The following is a 16,767-nucleotide window of genomic DNA, read 5'->3' on the forward strand; positions in this document are numbered from 1 at the left end:
ATCTAATTTTTTTGTTAAGTTGAAAGCAAAATAAAAATGGTGGACAAATATACCATAAATAGCAATGGAGTGATGTAGTAATGAGCCCTGAGTTTAGGGAATATGTTAATCAATTAGTTATAGCGCATCGTGATGAACGAATTTATCCTTTTCAATATGAAGGCAAGAAATTTTGGTTGAAGCAACCTGAAAAGTTGAAGGGGATTTGGCTACTATTGAAACCGTATCCGAAGCAATCTTTTAAAAAGGAACTACAAACTTTGTTGAATCTTGCTGAAAAAAAAGCACCTGTTCCAAAAGTCTCTTATCATAATGAGGATTTCTTTGTATTGGAAGATGCGGGAATCTCTTTATCACAATGGTTATGTGATAAGAGTGCAAATAATCAGCAAAAATTTTCTATAATTTATGATACGTGCCTTGCTTTGATTGATTTACACGCTAAGAATCTGGTGCATGGTCGTCCTGCTATTCGAGATATTACTTGGGATAAGGGAAAAGTTACTTTTCTTGATTTTGAATCTCGTTCAAGTAGTCAAAATCAAAATTGGTTAATCGTTCGAGATATGTTATTTTTCTTTGATAGTTTATGTCGAGAAGAAGATATTTCGAATACTTTTATTCAAAAAGTAGCATTGTATTATAAAGCGCATTGTGAAGCAGAAAATTGGCAGAATATGATTGTATTTTTGCAGCGTTTTCGCTGGGTTTATTATCTTTTATTGCCTTTTAAACCTATTGCAAAGAAAGATCTAATTGCAGTTTATCGCTTATTTGAGATTTTATTAATAAAGGAAAAATCATGAAGAAAACACTTTTTATTATTGCATTATCAAGCATATTAGCGGCTTGTTCTGTAGGTGGTGGCGTCAGTGCGGGTGGCGGAAGCAACGGAGTCGGATTAGGACTAGGGATTGGCTCTGGTATTCGATTCTAGTGATGATGAAAAGTGCGGTAAGTTTTGACAAAGTTTTTAAGGAACTTAGTAAAACTTCTTGCATTTTAAATTTTTATCACTATAATACACCCCATATTTCGGACGCGGGGTGGAGCAGCTTGGTAGCTCGTCGGGCTCATAACCCGAAGGCCGTCGGTTCAAATCCGGCCCCCGCAACCAATAATAAGTTCAGTAAAAGAACCCCAGTTTTGGGGTTTTTTTCTATAAGAAATTTAATAAAAACTGGGCTTAGGTTCCTGTGAACCTAACCCTTTTTTTATGCCTAAAATTTTTTGTAGAAGTTTTTAGATTAATCAAAAGAAGTGATTTTGACTAAAAACTGACACTACAGTATAGGAGTAGAAATTGGCTACATTAGAACAAAATTTACAAGAAATGCTACAAGGCGCAGTAGAGGATTTAGGCTGTGAACTTTGGGGCATTGAATGTCAACGTGCAGGCCGTTTTATGACTGTGCGTTTATTTATTGATAAAGAAGGTGGCGTAACTGTCGATGATTGTGCTGATGTAAGTCGTCAAGTGAGCGCAATTTTAGACGTGGAAGATCCAATTGCGGATAAATACAATCTAGAAGTGTCGTCACCAGGTTTAGATCGTCCGCTATTTACCTTGCCACAATTCGAACGCTATATTGGGCAAGATATTGCCGCGCATTTGCGAATTCCAGTAATGGAACGCCGTAAATGGCAAGGTAAGTTAGAGCGTATTGAAAACGATATGGTGACTTTAATTATTGATGGACAGGAACAAGTTTTAGTCTTTGGTAACATTCAAAAAGCGAATGTTGTTGCAAAATTTTAAAAGGAGCAAAAGAAAAAATGAGTAAAGAGATTTTACTGGCAGCAGAAGCCGTATCCAATGAAAAGTTATTACCACGTGAGAAAATTTTTGAAGCGTTAGAAAGTGCTATTGCGCTCTCTACCAAGAAAAAATACGAATACGAAACTGATATTCGTGTATCAATCAACCCAAAAACAGGTGATTTTGATACTTTTCGTCGTTGGTTAATTGTTGATGAAGTTAAAGTACCAACGAAAGAAATCACTTTGGAAGCGGCACAATTTGAAGATCCAAATCTTCAAATTGGCGATTATGTAGAAGATCAAATCGAATCTATCGAATTTGATCGTATTGCAATGCAAACAGCACGTCAGGTCATTAGCACTAAAATTCGTGAAGCAGAGCGTGAAAAAGTGGTTGAACAATTCCGTTCAGAAGAAGGTAAAATTGTAACTGGCACGGTGAAAAAAGTTACTCGTGATAATATTATCCTAGATTTAGGAAATAAAGCAGAAGCCATTATTGCCCGTGAAGATATGCTTCCTCGTGAAAATTTCCGTCCAGGTGATCGCGTACGTGGTGTGCTTTATAAAGTGAACCCTGAAGGCAAAAATGCACAATTATTTGTGACGCGTTCTAAACCAGAAATGTTGATCGAATTATTCCGTATTGAAGTGCCTGAAATTGGTGAGGAGATGATTGAAATTCGTGGGGCGGCTCGTGATCCTGGCTCTCGCGCTAAAATTGCTGTGAAATCAAATGATAAACGAATTGACCCAGTTGGTGCTTGTGTAGGTATGCGTGGTGCGCGTGTTCAAGCTATTACCAATGAACTTGGTGGTGAGCGCGTTGATATCGTGCTTTGGGATGATAATCCGGCACAATTCGTGATCAATGCAATGGCTCCAGCTGATGTGTCTTCTATTATCGTTGATGAAGATAATCATTCTATGGATATTGCAGTTGAAGCAGCTAACCTGGCACAAGCAATTGGTCGTAATGGTCAAAACGTGCGTTTAGCAACACAGTTAACCGGTTGGACACTAAACGTAATGACTACTGATGAGTTAAATGCAAAACATCAAGCTGAAGATAACAAAGTTTTAAACTTATTTATTAACGCATTAGAACTTGATGAAGAATTTGCTCAAATTCTTGTAGAAGAAGGCTTCACAAGTTTAGAAGAAATTGCTTATGTGCCAATGAATGAATTGACAGCAATCGATGGTTTAGAAGATGAAGATCTTGTAGAAGAGCTTCAAACTCGTGCTAAAAATGCGATTACAGCCGCAGCGGTTGCTGAAGAAGAAGCATTGAAAAAAGCGAATATTGAAGATCGCTTATTGAATTTAGATGGCATGAATCGCCATGTGGCATTCAAATTAGCTGAAAAACAAATTACTACTCTCGAAGAACTCGCCGAACAGGGTGTAGATGATTTAGCAGATATTGAAGAGTTAACAGCAGAACAGGCAGCTGATTTAATTATGGCCGCACGTAATATCTGTTGGTTTGGCGAAGAATAAGGAGAGTAGTAATGACTGAAGATGTTAAGGCTGATGCGCCAAAAAAATTAAGCATTCAACGCAGAACAAAAACAACAGTGAGCAGCACAACAACTGGCGGTAAAAGCAAAGAAGTACAGGTAGAAGTACGTAAAAAACGCACAGTAAAAACTGATATTGCTCAACAAGAAGAAGCAAAATTAAAAGCACAACAAGAAGCGGAAGCGAAAAAAATTGCTGAACAAAAAGCAGCAGAAGAAAAAGCTCGTTTAGAAGCTGAAAAAGCGGCAGCTAAGAAGGAAGCTGATGAAAAAGCAAAAGCTGAAAAAGCGAAAGCAGAAACAGCTAAGCCGGCAAAAAGTGCGGTAGATTCTAAAGCTAAATCTGTTGATCCTGAAAAAGAGAAACGTAAAGCAGAAGAAGCTGAACTTCGTCGCAAAGCTGAAGAATTAGCTCGTCAAAAAGCAGAAGAACAAGCTCGTCGTGCAGCAGAAGAAGCGAAACGTTATGCTGAAGCTGATGATTCAGACAATGAATCTTCTTCAGAAGACTATTCTGATTACAACTTAAGTTCAAGATATGCACTTGAAGCAGAAGATGAAGAAGATCGTCGTAACGAAAATCGTGGTCGTGGCAAAAATAAAGTAGCGAAAGCGAAAAAAGGCGGTCGCGACGATGAAAATAGCAAAAACTCGAAAAACGAGCGCGAATCTAATCGTAAAAATCAAAAAGATGCTAAGTTTGGTAAAGGTAAAAACGGCAAAAAAGGTGCCGCACTTCAACAAGCCTTTACTAAGCCAGTTCAAGCTGTAAAAGCGGATGTTGTCATTGGTGAAACCATCACTGTTGCTGAATTAGCGAACAAGATGGCTGTAAAAGCGACTGAAATCATCAAAACGATGATGAAGATGGGCGAAATGGTTACTATTAACCAAGTTATAGACCAAGAAACCGCTCAATTAGTAGCGGAAGAACTTGGCCATAAAGTAATTCTTCGTAATGAAAATGAGCTTGAAGAAGCGGTATTAGGCGATCGCGATGTAAACGCAGAAAAAGTAACGCGTGCGCCAGTTGTAACCATCATGGGTCACGTTGACCATGGTAAAACTTCTTTACTTGACTATATTCGTAAAGCGAAAGTGGCAGCAGGCGAAGCGGGCGGTATTACCCAACATATTGGTGCGTATCACGTAGAAATGGATGATGGAAAAATGATCACCTTCTTGGATACTCCGGGACACGCAGCGTTTACTTCTATGCGTGCACGTGGTGCAAAAGCAACAGATATCGTTGTTCTTGTTGTTGCTGCCGATGATGGTGTGATGCCTCAAACTATCGAAGCGATTCAACACGCAAAAGCAGCGGGTGCTCCTTTAGTGGTTGCAGTAAATAAAATCGATAAACCAGAAGCAAACCCAGACCGTGTTGAGCAAGAATTATTACAACATGATGTAATTTCTGAAAAATTCGGTGGTGATGTGCAATTCGTTCCAGTATCAGCGAAGAAAGGTACAGGGGTTGATGAGTTATTAGATGCAATCTTACTTCAATCTGAAGTACTTGAATTGACCGCTGTAAAAGACGGCATGGCAAGTGGTGTAGTCATTGAATCTTACTTGGATAAAGGTCGTGGCCCTGTGGCAACTATCTTGGTTCAATCAGGTACCTTACATAAAGGTGACATCGTACTTTGTGGTTTTGAATACGGCCGTGTGCGCGCAATGCGTGATGAAAACGGAAAAGAAGTGGATGAAGCAGGTCCTTCAATTCCGGTTGAATTATTAGGTCTTTCAGGTGTGCCAGCAGCGGGTGATGAAGCAACCGTTGTACGTGATGAGAAAAAAGCACGTGAAGTGGCGTTATATCGTCAAGGTAAATTCCGTGAAGTGAAATTAGCTCGTCAGCAAAAAGCGAAACTTGAAAATATGTTTAGCAATATGTCTGAAGGCGATGTGGCTGAATTGAACGTCATTGTGAAAGCGGACGTACAAGGCTCTGTGGAAGCGATTGTTCAAGCGTTAAATGAGCTCTCTACCAATGAAGTAAAAGTTAAAGTTGTTGGTTCTGGCGTAGGTGGTATAACTGAAACTGATGCAACTTTAGCTGCAGCATCTAATGCCATTATTGTTGGCTTTAACGTTCGTGCTGATGCATCTGCGCGTCGTGTCATTGAAGCGGAAAACATTGATTTACGTTACTACTCAATCATCTATGAATTGTTGAATGAAATTAAAGCAGCAATGAGCGGTATGTTAGAGCCTGAATTTAAACAAGAAATTATTGGCTTAGCTGAAGTTCGTGATGTATTCCGTCATCCGAAATTTGGTGCAATCGCAGGTTGTATGGTGACCGAAGGTGTAGTGAAACGTAACAATCCAATCCGTGTATTACGTGACAACGTCGTTATCTTTGAAGGGGAATTAGAATCTCTTCGTCGTTTCAAAGATGATGTATCTGAAGTTCGTAACGGTATGGAATGTGGTATCGGCGTGAAAAACTACAACGATGTAAAAGTCGGCGACCAAATCGAGGTGTTTGAAGTGGTTGAAGTTAAACGTTCAATCTAATATTAGATAATTTATGTAGGGCATAGTGATATGCCCTTTTTATTTGCAGATTATTATCCTTAACCTTAAAATATACCTGATTAAGCTTTATTAAAAATTCTCCTTTCTTTATTACAGTAAACTATCCTGAGAGATAAACGCGTATGTATAAATTATTTCGATATGCTATTTTCCAAATGGATGCTGAAAAAGCCCATGATTTTACGCTTCAGTGTTTAAAAATGACTACTCATCCATTATTTTATCCACTTTTTAAATCACTCATTGATACGCCGAAAGGTTTGTCTAAGACAGTAATGGGAATAAATTTTTCTAATCTTATTGGTTTGGCGGCAGGAGCGGATAAAAATGGTGAGGCAATTGATGGTTTCGGCATGCTGGGGCTGGGGTTTATTGAAGTTGGTACGATAACACCATTTGCTCAGGATGGTAACTCAAAGCCTCGTCAATTTCGTTTAATAGAAGCTGAAGGTATCATTAACCATAATGGGTTTAATAATAAGGGTATTGATTATCTGATTGAAAATGTAAAAAACACCCATTATAAGGGAGTGATAGGTATTAATATTGGCAAAAATAAATGGACCCCATTGGAAAGAGGCAAGGACGATTATATTCTCTGTTTAAATAAGGCTTATAATTATGCAGGTTATATCACAGTGAATATTTCATCACCTAATACGCCAGATTTGCGTCAATTACAATATGGTGATTATTTTGATGATTTATTAAAAGAGATTAAATCCCGCCAATCAGTCTTAGCTAAACAATATAATAAGTACGTACCTGTTGTAGTGAAAATTGCACCTGATTTGAATGATGCTGAAATTGTCCAAATTGCAGATGGGTTAATCCGTCATAAAGTCGATGGGGTGATTGCCACAAATACGACCATTTCCCGTGACAATGTCACTGGGTTAAAATATTCAGAACAAGAAGGTGGATTAAGCGGAAAACCCTTACAACATAAAAGTACAGCTATTATCAAACGGTTACATGAAGAATTACAAGGCCGTATCCCAATTATTGGTTGTGGTGGTATTGATAGCGTATCAGATGCACAAGCTAAAATGAACGTTGGGGCAACATTACTGCAGATTTATTCGGGGCTAATTTATCATGGTCCTAAATTGGTTGCGGAATTAATAAGAAACATAAAATAATGACAAAAATATTTGATTTACATTGCCATAGTACGGCATCTGATGGTGTACTTTCACCTCGTGAAGTAGTTATACGTGCTCATGAACAGGGCGTAAATGTACTAGCATTATGCGATCATGATACAGTTGATGGCATTGATGAGGCACAATTAGCGGCAAAAGAAATAGGGATCAAGCTAATTACAGGTGTTGAGATTTCAACCAACTGGGAGGGGCGCGGAATTCATATCGTTGGGTTAAATTTTAATAAAATGCATCCAAAAATTACCGCACTTTTGGAAAGTCAAAAAATACTACGTGCTAAAAGGGCAATTGAAATTGGTAAAAAATTGGAAAAGGTAGGTATACCGAATGCTTATAACGGTGCAAAATTATTCGCCAATGGAGAGGTTACACGCGCACATTATGCACGCTATTTAGTGCATATTGGTAAAGTATCAAATGATGGACAAGCCTTTAAGCGTTATTTGGGACAGGGACAATCTGCTTTTGTTAAATCACAATGGACTGATATTCCCACTGCAATTGAAGCTATTCATGCGGCAGGCGGAATCGCCGTTATTGCCCATCCATTACGCTATAATATGACAGGGAAATGGGTACGTAAGTTAATGGCCGATTTTAAAACCTGGGGTGGTGATGGTATGGAGATGGCAGATTGCGGTACAACAAAGGATCAACGTCAAATGCTTACACGATTAGCTGGTGAATTTAAATTCGTTGGTTCAGTAGGGTCTGATTTTCATTTTCCTTGCGGATGGATTGAATTAGGAAAAAATTTAACCTTAATGGATGAAGTCACCCCAGTTTGGACGTTATTTTAGTACGTAGGACAAGTAATATTTGCCTATATATTTAATTAGATCTCATTACACAAACCTAATCCAGATAAAAATTCAATAAATGCCCGCACTTTTATTGGTAAATGTCTTCTGTTTGGATATACCACATGAATTTCTAATTTTTGTTGTTTATATTCTGGCAATACTTCGATGAGTTCCCCTTTTTCGAGAGATTCACCAACAATAAATCTAGGTAAATTCACAATGCCTAGTCCTGCTTTTGCCATTTCTAATAAGGCTAAACCGCTATTGCTTACCACTTTGGATTGGATTTTGAAACGTTGTGTTTGATTTATGCGTGAGCCAACCCAATTCACTTGATTCATTACATTTTTATAAAGTAAGCCATTGTGATGCTCTAAATCATCAGGCGTTTGTGGAATACTATTCGCCTCAAGATAGCTTTGTGAGGCTGCAAAATGGAGTGTAGTGGTGCTAATTTTGCGTGATACAAGAGAACTGTCCGCCATATAGCCGATACGTAATGCAAGATCATAGCCTTCTGCCACAAGGTCAATTTTTTTGTCATTAAACTCAATTTCAACATTTAGATTAGGATGCTCCGCAATAAATAGCGGTAAATTCGGTACGATGAAAAGTAAACCAAAATCACGAGGAACAGAAATAAGTAAATTTCCTTGTAATGAGCTAGTGAGATGAGTAATGCTAGAATCAGCCTCATCTAAATCAAGTAAAATTCCTTGGCAGCGTTGGTAATACATCATTCCCGCTTCAGTAGGCATAATTTTTCTGGTAGTACGTTGTAACAATCGTGTTTTTAAATGTTCTTCTAACTGTGAAACTAATTTGCTTGCCATCGCCACAGAAATATTTTGTTGCTTTGCTGCCAATGTAAAACTTTGGGTTTCAATGACTTTGCAGAAAATAGAAATCGCGTTGAGTTTATCCATTTATAGACCTTTTTTGAAAAAATGCTTGATTTTGCCTACATAACTTTGCACTATACCCCCAATTTTACAAAATTCTAGTGATATTAGGTAATCAAATGAGTAAATCCTTGGTGATTGTGGAGTCGCCGGCAAAAGCAAAGACCATCAATAAGTATTTAGGTAGCCAATATGTGGTGAAATCGAGTGTTGGACATATTCGTGATTTGCCGACGGTTGGTTCTAGTACAGGTGAAAAAGCTAAACCAATTTCAACCAAAGGTATGGATGCCGAAGAAAAAGCAAAAATTAAGGCAGAGAAGGAACGTAACGCCTTAGTTAAACGTATGGGGATTGATCCTTATCACGATTGGAAAGCAAATTATCAGATTTTGCCTGGTAAAGAAAAAGTGGTTTCCGAATTAAAATCGCTTGCTAAAAAAGCAGATCATATTTATCTCGCAACCGACTTGGATAGAGAAGGAGAAGCTATTGCATGGCATTTACGTGAAGTGATTGGTGGCGATGATGAGCGCTTTAGCCGAGTAGTGTTTAACGAAATCACTAAAAATGCCATTAAACAGGCTTTTGAAAAGCCTGAACAATTAAATATGGATCGCGTTAATGCACAACAAACTCGTCGTTTTTTAGATAGAGTAGTGGGCTTTATGGTGTCGCCATTACTTTGGAAAAAAGTCGCACGAGGGCTTTCTGCGGGTCGAGTTCAATCTGTTGCGGTTAAATTATTAGTAGAACGCGAGCGTGAAATTAAAGCCTTCCAGCCAGAAGAATATTGGGAAGTTGCCGTTCTTACGAATAATCAAAATAAACAAGCTATACGTTTGGATGTCACGGATTATAAAGGCAAAAAATTTGATCCAAAAAATCAAAAAGAAGCACAAAGTGCGGTAGATTTTCTTAATATTTCCGATTACGTTGTCACAGATTTAGAAACTAAGCCAACCAGTTCTCGCCCTAGAGCGCCATTTATTACGTCAACGCTTCAACAAACTGCAAGCACTCGCTTGGGATTTGGCGTTAAAAAAACAATGATGTTAGCCCAACGTTTATATGAAGCGGGTTACATTACTTATATGCGTACGGACTCAACCAATTTGAGTCAAGATGCGCTTAATATGGCGCGTAGCTATATCGAAAATCATTTTGGTGCACAATATTTACCAGAAAAACCAAATTTCTATTCTAGTAAAGAAAATGCGCAAGAGGCGCATGAGGCTATTCGTCCATCAGACATTCGAGCATTGCCTGAATCTTTAGAGGGAATGGAAAAAGATGCGGTACGCCTTTATGATTTAATTTGGCGTCAATTCTTAGCATGTCAAATGCCGCCTGCACAATATGATAGCAGTACATTGACTGTGTCAGCTGGCGATTATACCTTGAAAGCAAAAGGCAGAATTTTACGTTTTGATGGTTGGACAAAAGTATTACCGCAGATAGGCAAAAATCCTGAAGATCAAGAATTGCCTTTAGTTGCTGTTTCAGAAAAACTTGCTTTAAAAGAAGTCCAACCCACTCAACACTTTACTAAACCACCAGCTCGTTTTACTGAAGCGGCTTTAGTAAAAGAATTGGAAAAACGTGGTATTGGCCGACCTTCCACTTATGCGGCAATTATTTCTACTATCCAAGAACGTGGCTATGTTCGTACTGAAAATCGTCGTTTCTATGCAGAAAAAATGGGCGAAATTGTGACTGATCGCCTCAATGAGTCTTTTGGTGAATTAATGAATTACGATTTCACCGCGAATATGGAAGATACCTTAGATAAAATTGCCTCAGGTTCGGTAAATTGGAAAACTGAATTGAATCAATTCTTCAAGGATTTTTCTAGCCAGCTTTCTAAAGCTGAATTGGATGAACTTGAAGGCGGCATGCGCCCAAATAGTCTTGTGGAAACCGATATTAAATGTCCAACCTGTGGTAGAAAAATGGCCATTCGTACGGCGAGTACGGGGGTATTTTTAGGGTGCACGGGTTATGCATTGCCACCAAAAGAGCGGTGCAAAACGACGATTAATTTAATTCCTGAAGCGGAATTATTGAATGTTTTAGATGAATCTTCAGAAACCAAGGCGTTAATGGATCGTAAACGTTGTACAAAATGTGGAACGGCAATGGACAGCTATGTAATCGATGCCCATCGTAAAATCCATATTTGTGGTAATAATCCAAATTGTGATGGATATTTAATTGAAGAAGGTTCATTCAAAATTAAAGGTTATGATGGCCCTGTTGTTGAGTGTGATAAATGCGGTGCGGATATGCATTTAAAACTTGGTCGTTTTGGCAAGTATATGGGATGTACAAATTGTGATAACACGCGCAAAATTTTGAAAAATGGCGAAGTTGCCCCTCCAAAAGAAGAGCCTGTACATTTCCCTGAGTTAAAATGCGAAAAATCTGATGCATATTTTGTATTGCGTGACGGTGCGAGTGGTGTATTTATGTCAGCCCATAACTTCCCGAAATCCCGCGAAACGCGCCCAGTTAAAATCGCTGAACTTGTGCAATATCGCGAGCGTTTACCTGAGAAATTGACTTATTTAGCGGATGCACCACAAAAAGACCCAGAGGGGAATGAAGCGATTGTTCGTTTTAGTCGTAAAGAGAAGAAACAATATGTGACTTCTGAAAAAGATGGGAAAGCGACGAAATGGATTGTTGATTTCACCAATGGAAAATGGGTTGAACGAAAAAAATAAGAAGAAAAGTGCGGTAAATCACCGCACTTTTTAGTATATAAGGAAGAAAAAATAAAAGCCCGCAATGGCGGGCTTATTCGATAGAACTTTATAAATTAAGCATGACAGGTTTGACAAGCTGCTTGGAACATCCACACTAATTTTTCTTGTTCTTTAATGTAATCACTCATTTGTGAAGCGGTACCCTCATCATCTGCTTCACCTGCTAGGGTAAGAATTTCACGTTGTTGTTCTAGTAGTGTTTTTAGGCCTTGTAATGTACCTGATAAACATTCTTGTGCACCGCTTATAGCGATATCTTCTTTAATGCGTGAAACTTCTAAATACTGGCTATAAGCATTATTCGGTACATAGCCTAATGTAAGAATACGTTCTGCAACTTCATCAACTTTGGTGATTAAATCGGTATAAATTTCTTCAAATTTTGCATGTAATTCGAAGAAATTTACACCTTTAATATTCCAGTGGTAGCCACGTACATTTGTGTAGAAAACTTGATAGGTGGCAAGTAATTCATTTAGTTTATTTGCTAATTCAGCTGATTGAACTTTATCTAAGCCTATTGATGTTTTTGACATAGTATTTTCCTTCTATCAATGTTAATAATTTGAGCTAATGCTCTCCCTTTGTTGAGAGTCATTATACGTCCCTAAAATATACTGTGAAATTGTTCTATTCAATAAAATTGATAGCTATTAGCTATATGTTAATAAAATGTAATAATTCAAATCTATCAAACTGAGTGATCCCGATCACAGTTTTAAGGAATATTTAGTGAGACACTCGCAGTAAGTAATAAATTTTGTTCTAATAAGTAACATGTATTTAGATGTTTTAAAAAGGATAATTTATGCAAGAACTTATTAAAAATGCATTACCACAAGAAAATATAATTAATCAAGCGATTGTAGAAGCGCTTCGTTTACAACATTGGGCAGGCTTTTTAAGCCACTCACAAGTGCTACAACTTTGTCGTGATTTTGAATTAACACCATTAAAACTTGCGATACATTTATTGCCAATTGCGGCCTGTTATAGCCATACAGCAGTTTCTCATTTTAATGTTGGTGCAATAGCGATTGGTGAACGAGGAGACTTTTACTTTGGTGCCAATCAAGAATTTGCAGGAAAAGCGATTCAACAAACTATTCATGCGGAGCAAAGTGCGATTAGTCATGCCTGGTTACGTAATGAAAGCCGAATTACGGATATAGTGGTGAATTATACGCCTTGTGGTCATTGCCGCCAATTTATGAATGAATTAGATGGCGCTGATAAACTATCAATTCACTTACCACATAGCCAAAATAATTTATTGCATACTTATTTACCTGATGCATTTGGTCCTAAAGATTTAGATATCGAAACACATCTTTTAGCGAAAGAAGAGCATCATTTAGCAGCAAACTCCCAAGATCCGCTTATAAATCATGCAATTTTAGCTGCTAACCAATCCCATTGTCCTTATTCACATAGTCCACACGGTATTGCGATTTTATTTAAAGATGGAGATGTCGTAACTGGACGCTATGTGGAAAATGCTGCATTTAACCCAAGTTTACCCGCTTTGCAAACTGCGCTTAATTTTGCTTATTTAAATGATAAAAAATTAAGTGAAATTGAAAGGGTTGTGATGGTTGAAAAAACACTTACACTAAGCCATCGAGCAATGGCCGAATCTTTATTATTGGGGCTGTCTGCAATTAAATTAGAATATATTGCATTATAGAAATTTAAAGAACTATCTTGTCATTATTATAAATATATGAAAAAGCCGCACTTTAAAAGTACGGCTTATTAATTTCTACCTTTATGGAAGAAATTATTCTACACCAATCATTACAGAAGTTGCTTTGATGATTGCGTACGCTTCTTTACCAACTTCTAAGTTTAATTCTTTAACTGCTGCTAAAGATACAGTAGAAGAAAGCACGTTACCGCCACCGATATCAATGTGAACGATCGCATTTACTGAACCGTTTTCGATTGAAACGACTTTACCTTTTAATTGATTTCTTGCACTAATTTTCATAACATTTCCTTGTTAGTTAGAGTTGAAAAGAAGCTATATATTAGCTTACAAAAAGCCAGTCGTAAATAAACCTAGAGTTTAAAATTCTCAAAAAATTGACCGCACTTTTATAGGCATTTTGCAGGTTTCGGCAAGCCTGCTAGTTTTGTAGCTTGTTTTGCGGGGCCTTCAGGAAATAAGCGTTGCAAATAACGGCTATTACCTTTATCCTCACCAAGCTTTTCGGCCATGGCTTTTACCAACATACGGATGGCTGGGGATGTGTTATATTCTTGATAGAAGTCTCGCACGAAGTAAATCACTTCCCAATGTGCATCAGTTAATTCAATACTTTCTAACTGCGCAATAGAGCGAGCGACATCTTTGTTCCATTGTTGACTATTAAGCAAATAACCATCTTTGTCAGTTTCAATTTCCATTCCATTGATATTCAACATATTAATTTACTTCTTTAAAGTTAATCATTTCGTTGTTTGAAAAATCGGTTTGATCTTCATCTTCAAATTGCATTGGCGTGATTCGTTCTTCATCAAATGCGGTATCGCCTTCAATGCCATCAATTAGTTGCCCATGTTTGATGCCTTTGAAATCAAATAATTTCGGATCACACATATGTGACAATGTAATGTTTTGCATTGCGCTGAACATAGTTTCTAAGCGTCCTGGATATTGGCGATCCCAAGTATTAAGCATTTCTTTTACCACTTGGCGTTGAAGATTTGGTTGGGAACCACATAGGTTACAAGGAATAATCGGAAATTCCTTCGCGATGGCATATTTCTCAATGTCTTTTTCTTTGCAGTAAGCAAGCGGACGAATCACAATTTGTTTGCCATCGTCAGAAATTAATTTAGGTGGCATCGATTTCATTTTGCCGCCATAAAACATATTTAAAAATAGCGTCGCTAACATATCGTCTCGGTGGTGTCCTAAAGCGATTTTGGTTGCACCAAGTTCTGTGGCTGTGCGATATAAAATCCCACGGCGTAGGCGAGAGCAGAGTGAACAAGTCGTTTTTCCCTCCGGAATTTTTTCTTTCACAATTCCGTAAGTATTTTCTTGTACAATTTTGTAATCTACGCCAATACTTTCCAAATATTCAGGCAATACGTGTTCTGGAAACCCAGGTTGTTTTTGATCGAGGTTTACTGCCACGATATCAAATTTAATCGGTGCGCTTTGCTGTAAATTCAACAAAATATCGAGAAGCGTATAACTGTCTTTACCTCCGGATAAACACACCATGACTTTATCGCCATCTTCGATCATTCCAAAATCTGCTATCGCATTACCTACGTTGCGACGAAGACGTTTTTGTAATTTATTGAAATTATAGGTTTGTTTTTTTTCTTGTTGGGCTAACTGGGTTAATTCGCTCATTCTATTATCTTTAGTTATTCATGAAAGGCGCACATTATACGTGAAAAATTAGAGCAAGATCGCATTTTCCTAAAATTTAGGAGTAATATCTTCTTAACTGTAGATGAACAGATCTAATCTGATAATAATGGCATTTTAATCATAGTGAAATAAAATCTATAATTTCCATTTTAAAACAATAAGTTAAGGGTTTGTACTAGCTATCTACTACAATCCTAAACTATAAACTAGTTAGATTCTCTGTAATCTTCTCCGTCTATTATGATTACATAACTGAATGATACTTTTATCTGTCTAGCGAGTATTTATTTGTACGTTGAAAATAGCTATAGGTAGCAGATTAATTCTAAATGATCCTTCATTTAAAAATTGGGAGAGTGTTTAGCCTAATATAGAACATTCATAAAAAATTACTTAAAATAACCGCACTTTTACAAGGAATTTTTATGCCCATTCGTCCTAATCTTGCTGAAAAAAACACCATTATACAACGACATAAATTGAAACTAGATAAATCCTATTTTACGCAACCTACCGTTATTTGGGTTAGGCGTGGTAGGAAAATTTTGCGTTGGATAAATGGAGAGAAAATTATCCAAGCTGGTGAAATGATAATGTTGGCAGGAAATCAACGCTTTGATGTGATTAATGAACCTGATGAAATAGGTGTATATCAAGTGGATTGGTTATCTATTGATAATGCAGTGGTTGAGAGATTTTTTGGGCTGCTTTCGGATCCAAAAACCTTTGACAGCCTGTTTCACTTGCCTGCACATCCTTTTATACAGCAAGCTTTTTCGATTGTTTCAAAAGCGCTTTCCAGTGATGAAATTCCTGATCGTATTGTAGAAATTCGCTTGTGGGAATTGCTGGCTTGGTTGTCTGAACAGGGGGGTATCTTTAATCCCTTTTCTACACCTTCTTTAAAATGTCAAATTAGTAAGAAAATTTCAGAAAATTTTGAGTATCACTGGAAAATTGGTGATATTGCAAAATCGTTAAATACCAGTGAAGCTACATTGCGCCGTCACCTCGCCGCAGAAAAAACATCGTTTCGGGAAGTATTAACCACAGTTCGAATGATGCGAGCGTTGAATTTGTTACAACTCACTCAACGCCCAATTTCACAAATCGCCTATGAAGTTGGCTATGAAAGTCATTCACGTTTTTCCGTGAAGTTTAAACAATATTTTGGCTGTTCTCCGTTAGAGGTTCGGCAATCTAGTGCTGTTTAACGACTATGTTCTACAATAATAGAAGCTTCGGCAAGGGCATTAGCTTTAGTAAAATAGCCGACTACAGCAGGCATTGTATCTGCAGTCACATTTGGCAGGGTTTCTACACTTACCGCTGTAACTTTGATTTCGTAGCGATGTTTTTGTCCTTCGGGTGGACAAGCTCCGCCAAAGCCTGGCACGCCAAAATCAGTGCGGGTTTGTAGCGCACCTTGTGGTAAATTATTACCATCAGCTTTAATGCCTTCAGGAAGAGCGGTCGTTTTTGCAGGAATATTTACAACTATCCAATGCATCCAGCCAATGCCTGTTGGTGCATCTTTATCATAGATCGTCACCACAAAACTTTTCGTCCCTTTCGGGGCATTTGCCCAAGAAATCGCTGGTGACAGATTTCCTCCATTGCAACCAAAACCATAATCGGCACTTAATAAGTTTTTAGCGTGAAATCCGTGTTTAGGTAAATCTGGCACATTAATGCTAAAAACTGATGAGTTGGCACAAGATGTACCAGCAATAAGCGAACAAAATACTGTTGAGATCATTTTTTTCATGATTTTTCCTTTTTTGATGTACATGAGGTATCAGTATAGGAAATCTTATTAACTAAAATTGTGCAAAAACGCTCAAATGTTTTTTATTTCTAGTATTTTTTGAAAATTTTTTGAAAAATTAAATTCTTTCTTTTATTT

Annotated in this window: 16 protein-coding genes and 1 tRNA gene; 11 read left to right on the forward strand and 6 right to left on the reverse strand. The window is 37.6% G+C overall.

Features of this window, described 5'->3' with window-relative positions; all coding sequences use genetic code 11:
• The first annotated feature begins 80 nt into the window (after positions 1–80).
• From C3V42_RS08430 to C3V42_RS08465, 8 genes are all read left to right on the forward strand, one after another.
• Positions 81–806 carry a hypothetical protein gene (locus tag C3V42_RS08430; protein ID WP_106014270.1) on the forward strand — a complete coding sequence of 242 codons (726 nt, stop codon included), beginning with the start codon at positions 81–83 and terminating at the stop codon, positions 804–806.
• Positions 803–937, forward strand: a complete 135-nt coding sequence (locus tag C3V42_RS08740; protein WP_065264839.1) for a hypothetical protein — start codon at positions 803–805, stop codon at positions 935–937. Before C3V42_RS08430 ends, C3V42_RS08740 begins: the two co-directional genes overlap by 4 nt.
• A 103-nt stretch (positions 938–1,040) precedes the next feature.
• Positions 1,041–1,117, forward strand: a tRNA-Met gene (locus C3V42_RS08440).
• Positions 1,118–1,303: 186 nt separating this feature from the next.
• Positions 1,304–1,759, forward strand: coding sequence for a ribosome maturation factor RimP (gene rimP, locus C3V42_RS08445; RefSeq protein WP_065264838.1), 456 nt, complete (start codon positions 1,304–1,306; stop codon positions 1,757–1,759).
• Positions 1,760–1,776: 17 nt separating this feature from the next.
• Positions 1,777–3,264 (forward strand): transcription termination factor NusA, encoded by a 1,488-nt coding sequence (nusA, locus tag C3V42_RS08450; protein ID WP_065264837.1) that lies wholly within the window; start codon positions 1,777–1,779, stop codon positions 3,262–3,264.
• An 11-nt stretch (positions 3,265–3,275) separates the two neighbouring features.
• Positions 3,276–5,810 carry a translation initiation factor IF-2 gene (gene infB, locus C3V42_RS08455; RefSeq protein WP_106014271.1) on the forward strand — a complete coding sequence of 845 codons (2,535 nt, stop codon included), beginning with the start codon at positions 3,276–3,278 and terminating at the stop codon, positions 5,808–5,810.
• Positions 5,811–5,953: 143 nt separating this feature from the next.
• Positions 5,954–6,973, forward strand: coding sequence for a quinone-dependent dihydroorotate dehydrogenase (gene pyrD, locus C3V42_RS08460; protein WP_065264835.1), 1,020 nt, complete (start codon positions 5,954–5,956; stop codon positions 6,971–6,973).
• Entirely contained in the window at positions 6,973–7,797 is an 825-nt protein-coding gene (locus tag C3V42_RS08465; protein ID WP_065264834.1) for a PHP domain-containing protein, read from the forward strand. The genes pyrD and C3V42_RS08465 overlap by 1 nt, the downstream gene beginning before the upstream one ends.
• A 35-nt stretch (positions 7,798–7,832) precedes the next feature.
• On the opposite strand, the gene C3V42_RS08470 is transcribed toward C3V42_RS08465, so the two are convergent.
• A complete protein-coding gene (locus C3V42_RS08470; RefSeq protein ID WP_065264833.1) occupies positions 7,833–8,726 on the reverse strand; it encodes a LysR family transcriptional regulator in 894 nt (297 codons plus the stop codon).
• Between the two features lie 95 nt (positions 8,727–8,821).
• On the opposite strand from C3V42_RS08470, the gene topA reads away from it, so the two are divergent.
• A complete protein-coding gene (gene topA / locus C3V42_RS08475; RefSeq protein WP_065264832.1) occupies positions 8,822–11,428 on the forward strand; it encodes a type I DNA topoisomerase in 2,607 nt (868 codons plus the stop codon).
• 95 nt (positions 11,429–11,523) lie between these two features.
• Here topA and C3V42_RS08480 read toward each other — a convergent pair whose 3' ends face one another.
• Positions 11,524–12,006: a Dps family protein gene (locus C3V42_RS08480; RefSeq protein ID WP_065264831.1), complete on the reverse strand. Its 483-nt coding sequence runs from the start codon at positions 12,004–12,006 to the stop codon at positions 11,524–11,526.
• Positions 12,007–12,278: 272 nt separating this feature from the next.
• Here C3V42_RS08480 and cdd point away from each other — a divergent pair, with 272 nt between their 5' ends.
• Complete coding sequence (cdd, locus tag C3V42_RS08485) at positions 12,279–13,157, forward strand: cytidine deaminase (RefSeq protein ID WP_106014272.1); 879 nt, start codon at positions 12,279–12,281, stop codon at positions 13,155–13,157.
• Positions 13,158–13,250: 93 nt separating this feature from the next.
• Here the strand turns inward: cdd and C3V42_RS08490 are convergent, their stop codons facing one another.
• The 3 genes from C3V42_RS08490 to ttcA form a co-directional block, all read right to left on the reverse strand.
• Complete coding sequence (locus C3V42_RS08490; protein WP_105887359.1) at positions 13,251–13,460, reverse strand: TOBE domain-containing protein; 210 nt, start codon at positions 13,458–13,460, stop codon at positions 13,251–13,253.
• A 107-nt stretch (positions 13,461–13,567) separates the two neighbouring features.
• On the reverse strand, positions 13,568–13,897 hold the full coding sequence (locus tag C3V42_RS08495) for a TusE/DsrC/DsvC family sulfur relay protein (RefSeq protein ID WP_106014273.1): 330 nt from the start codon (positions 13,895–13,897) through the stop codon (positions 13,568–13,570).
• Position 13,898: 1 nt separating this feature from the next.
• The gene (ttcA, locus tag C3V42_RS08500) at positions 13,899–14,840 is read right to left on the reverse strand and encodes a tRNA 2-thiocytidine(32) synthetase TtcA (protein WP_005634611.1); all 942 of its coding nucleotides are present in this window, start codon (positions 14,838–14,840) and stop codon (positions 13,899–13,901) included.
• 446 nt (positions 14,841–15,286) lie between these two features.
• On the opposite strand from ttcA, the gene C3V42_RS08505 reads away from it, so the two are divergent.
• Positions 15,287–16,075, forward strand: a complete 789-nt coding sequence (locus C3V42_RS08505; protein WP_240610353.1) for an AraC family transcriptional regulator — start codon at positions 15,287–15,289, stop codon at positions 16,073–16,075.
• Here C3V42_RS08505 and C3V42_RS08510 read toward each other — a convergent pair.
• Positions 16,072–16,629 (reverse strand): YbhB/YbcL family Raf kinase inhibitor-like protein, encoded by a 558-nt coding sequence (locus tag C3V42_RS08510; protein WP_106014275.1) that lies wholly within the window; start codon positions 16,627–16,629, stop codon positions 16,072–16,074. The genes C3V42_RS08505 and C3V42_RS08510 overlap by 4 nt on opposite strands.
• Positions 16,630–16,767 lie beyond the last annotated feature (138 nt).

The sequence above is a fragment of the Haemophilus sp. oral taxon 036 genome (assembly GCF_002998595.1).
In the GTDB taxonomy this organism is placed as follows: domain Bacteria; phylum Pseudomonadota; class Gammaproteobacteria; order Enterobacterales; family Pasteurellaceae; genus Haemophilus; species Haemophilus haemolyticus_K.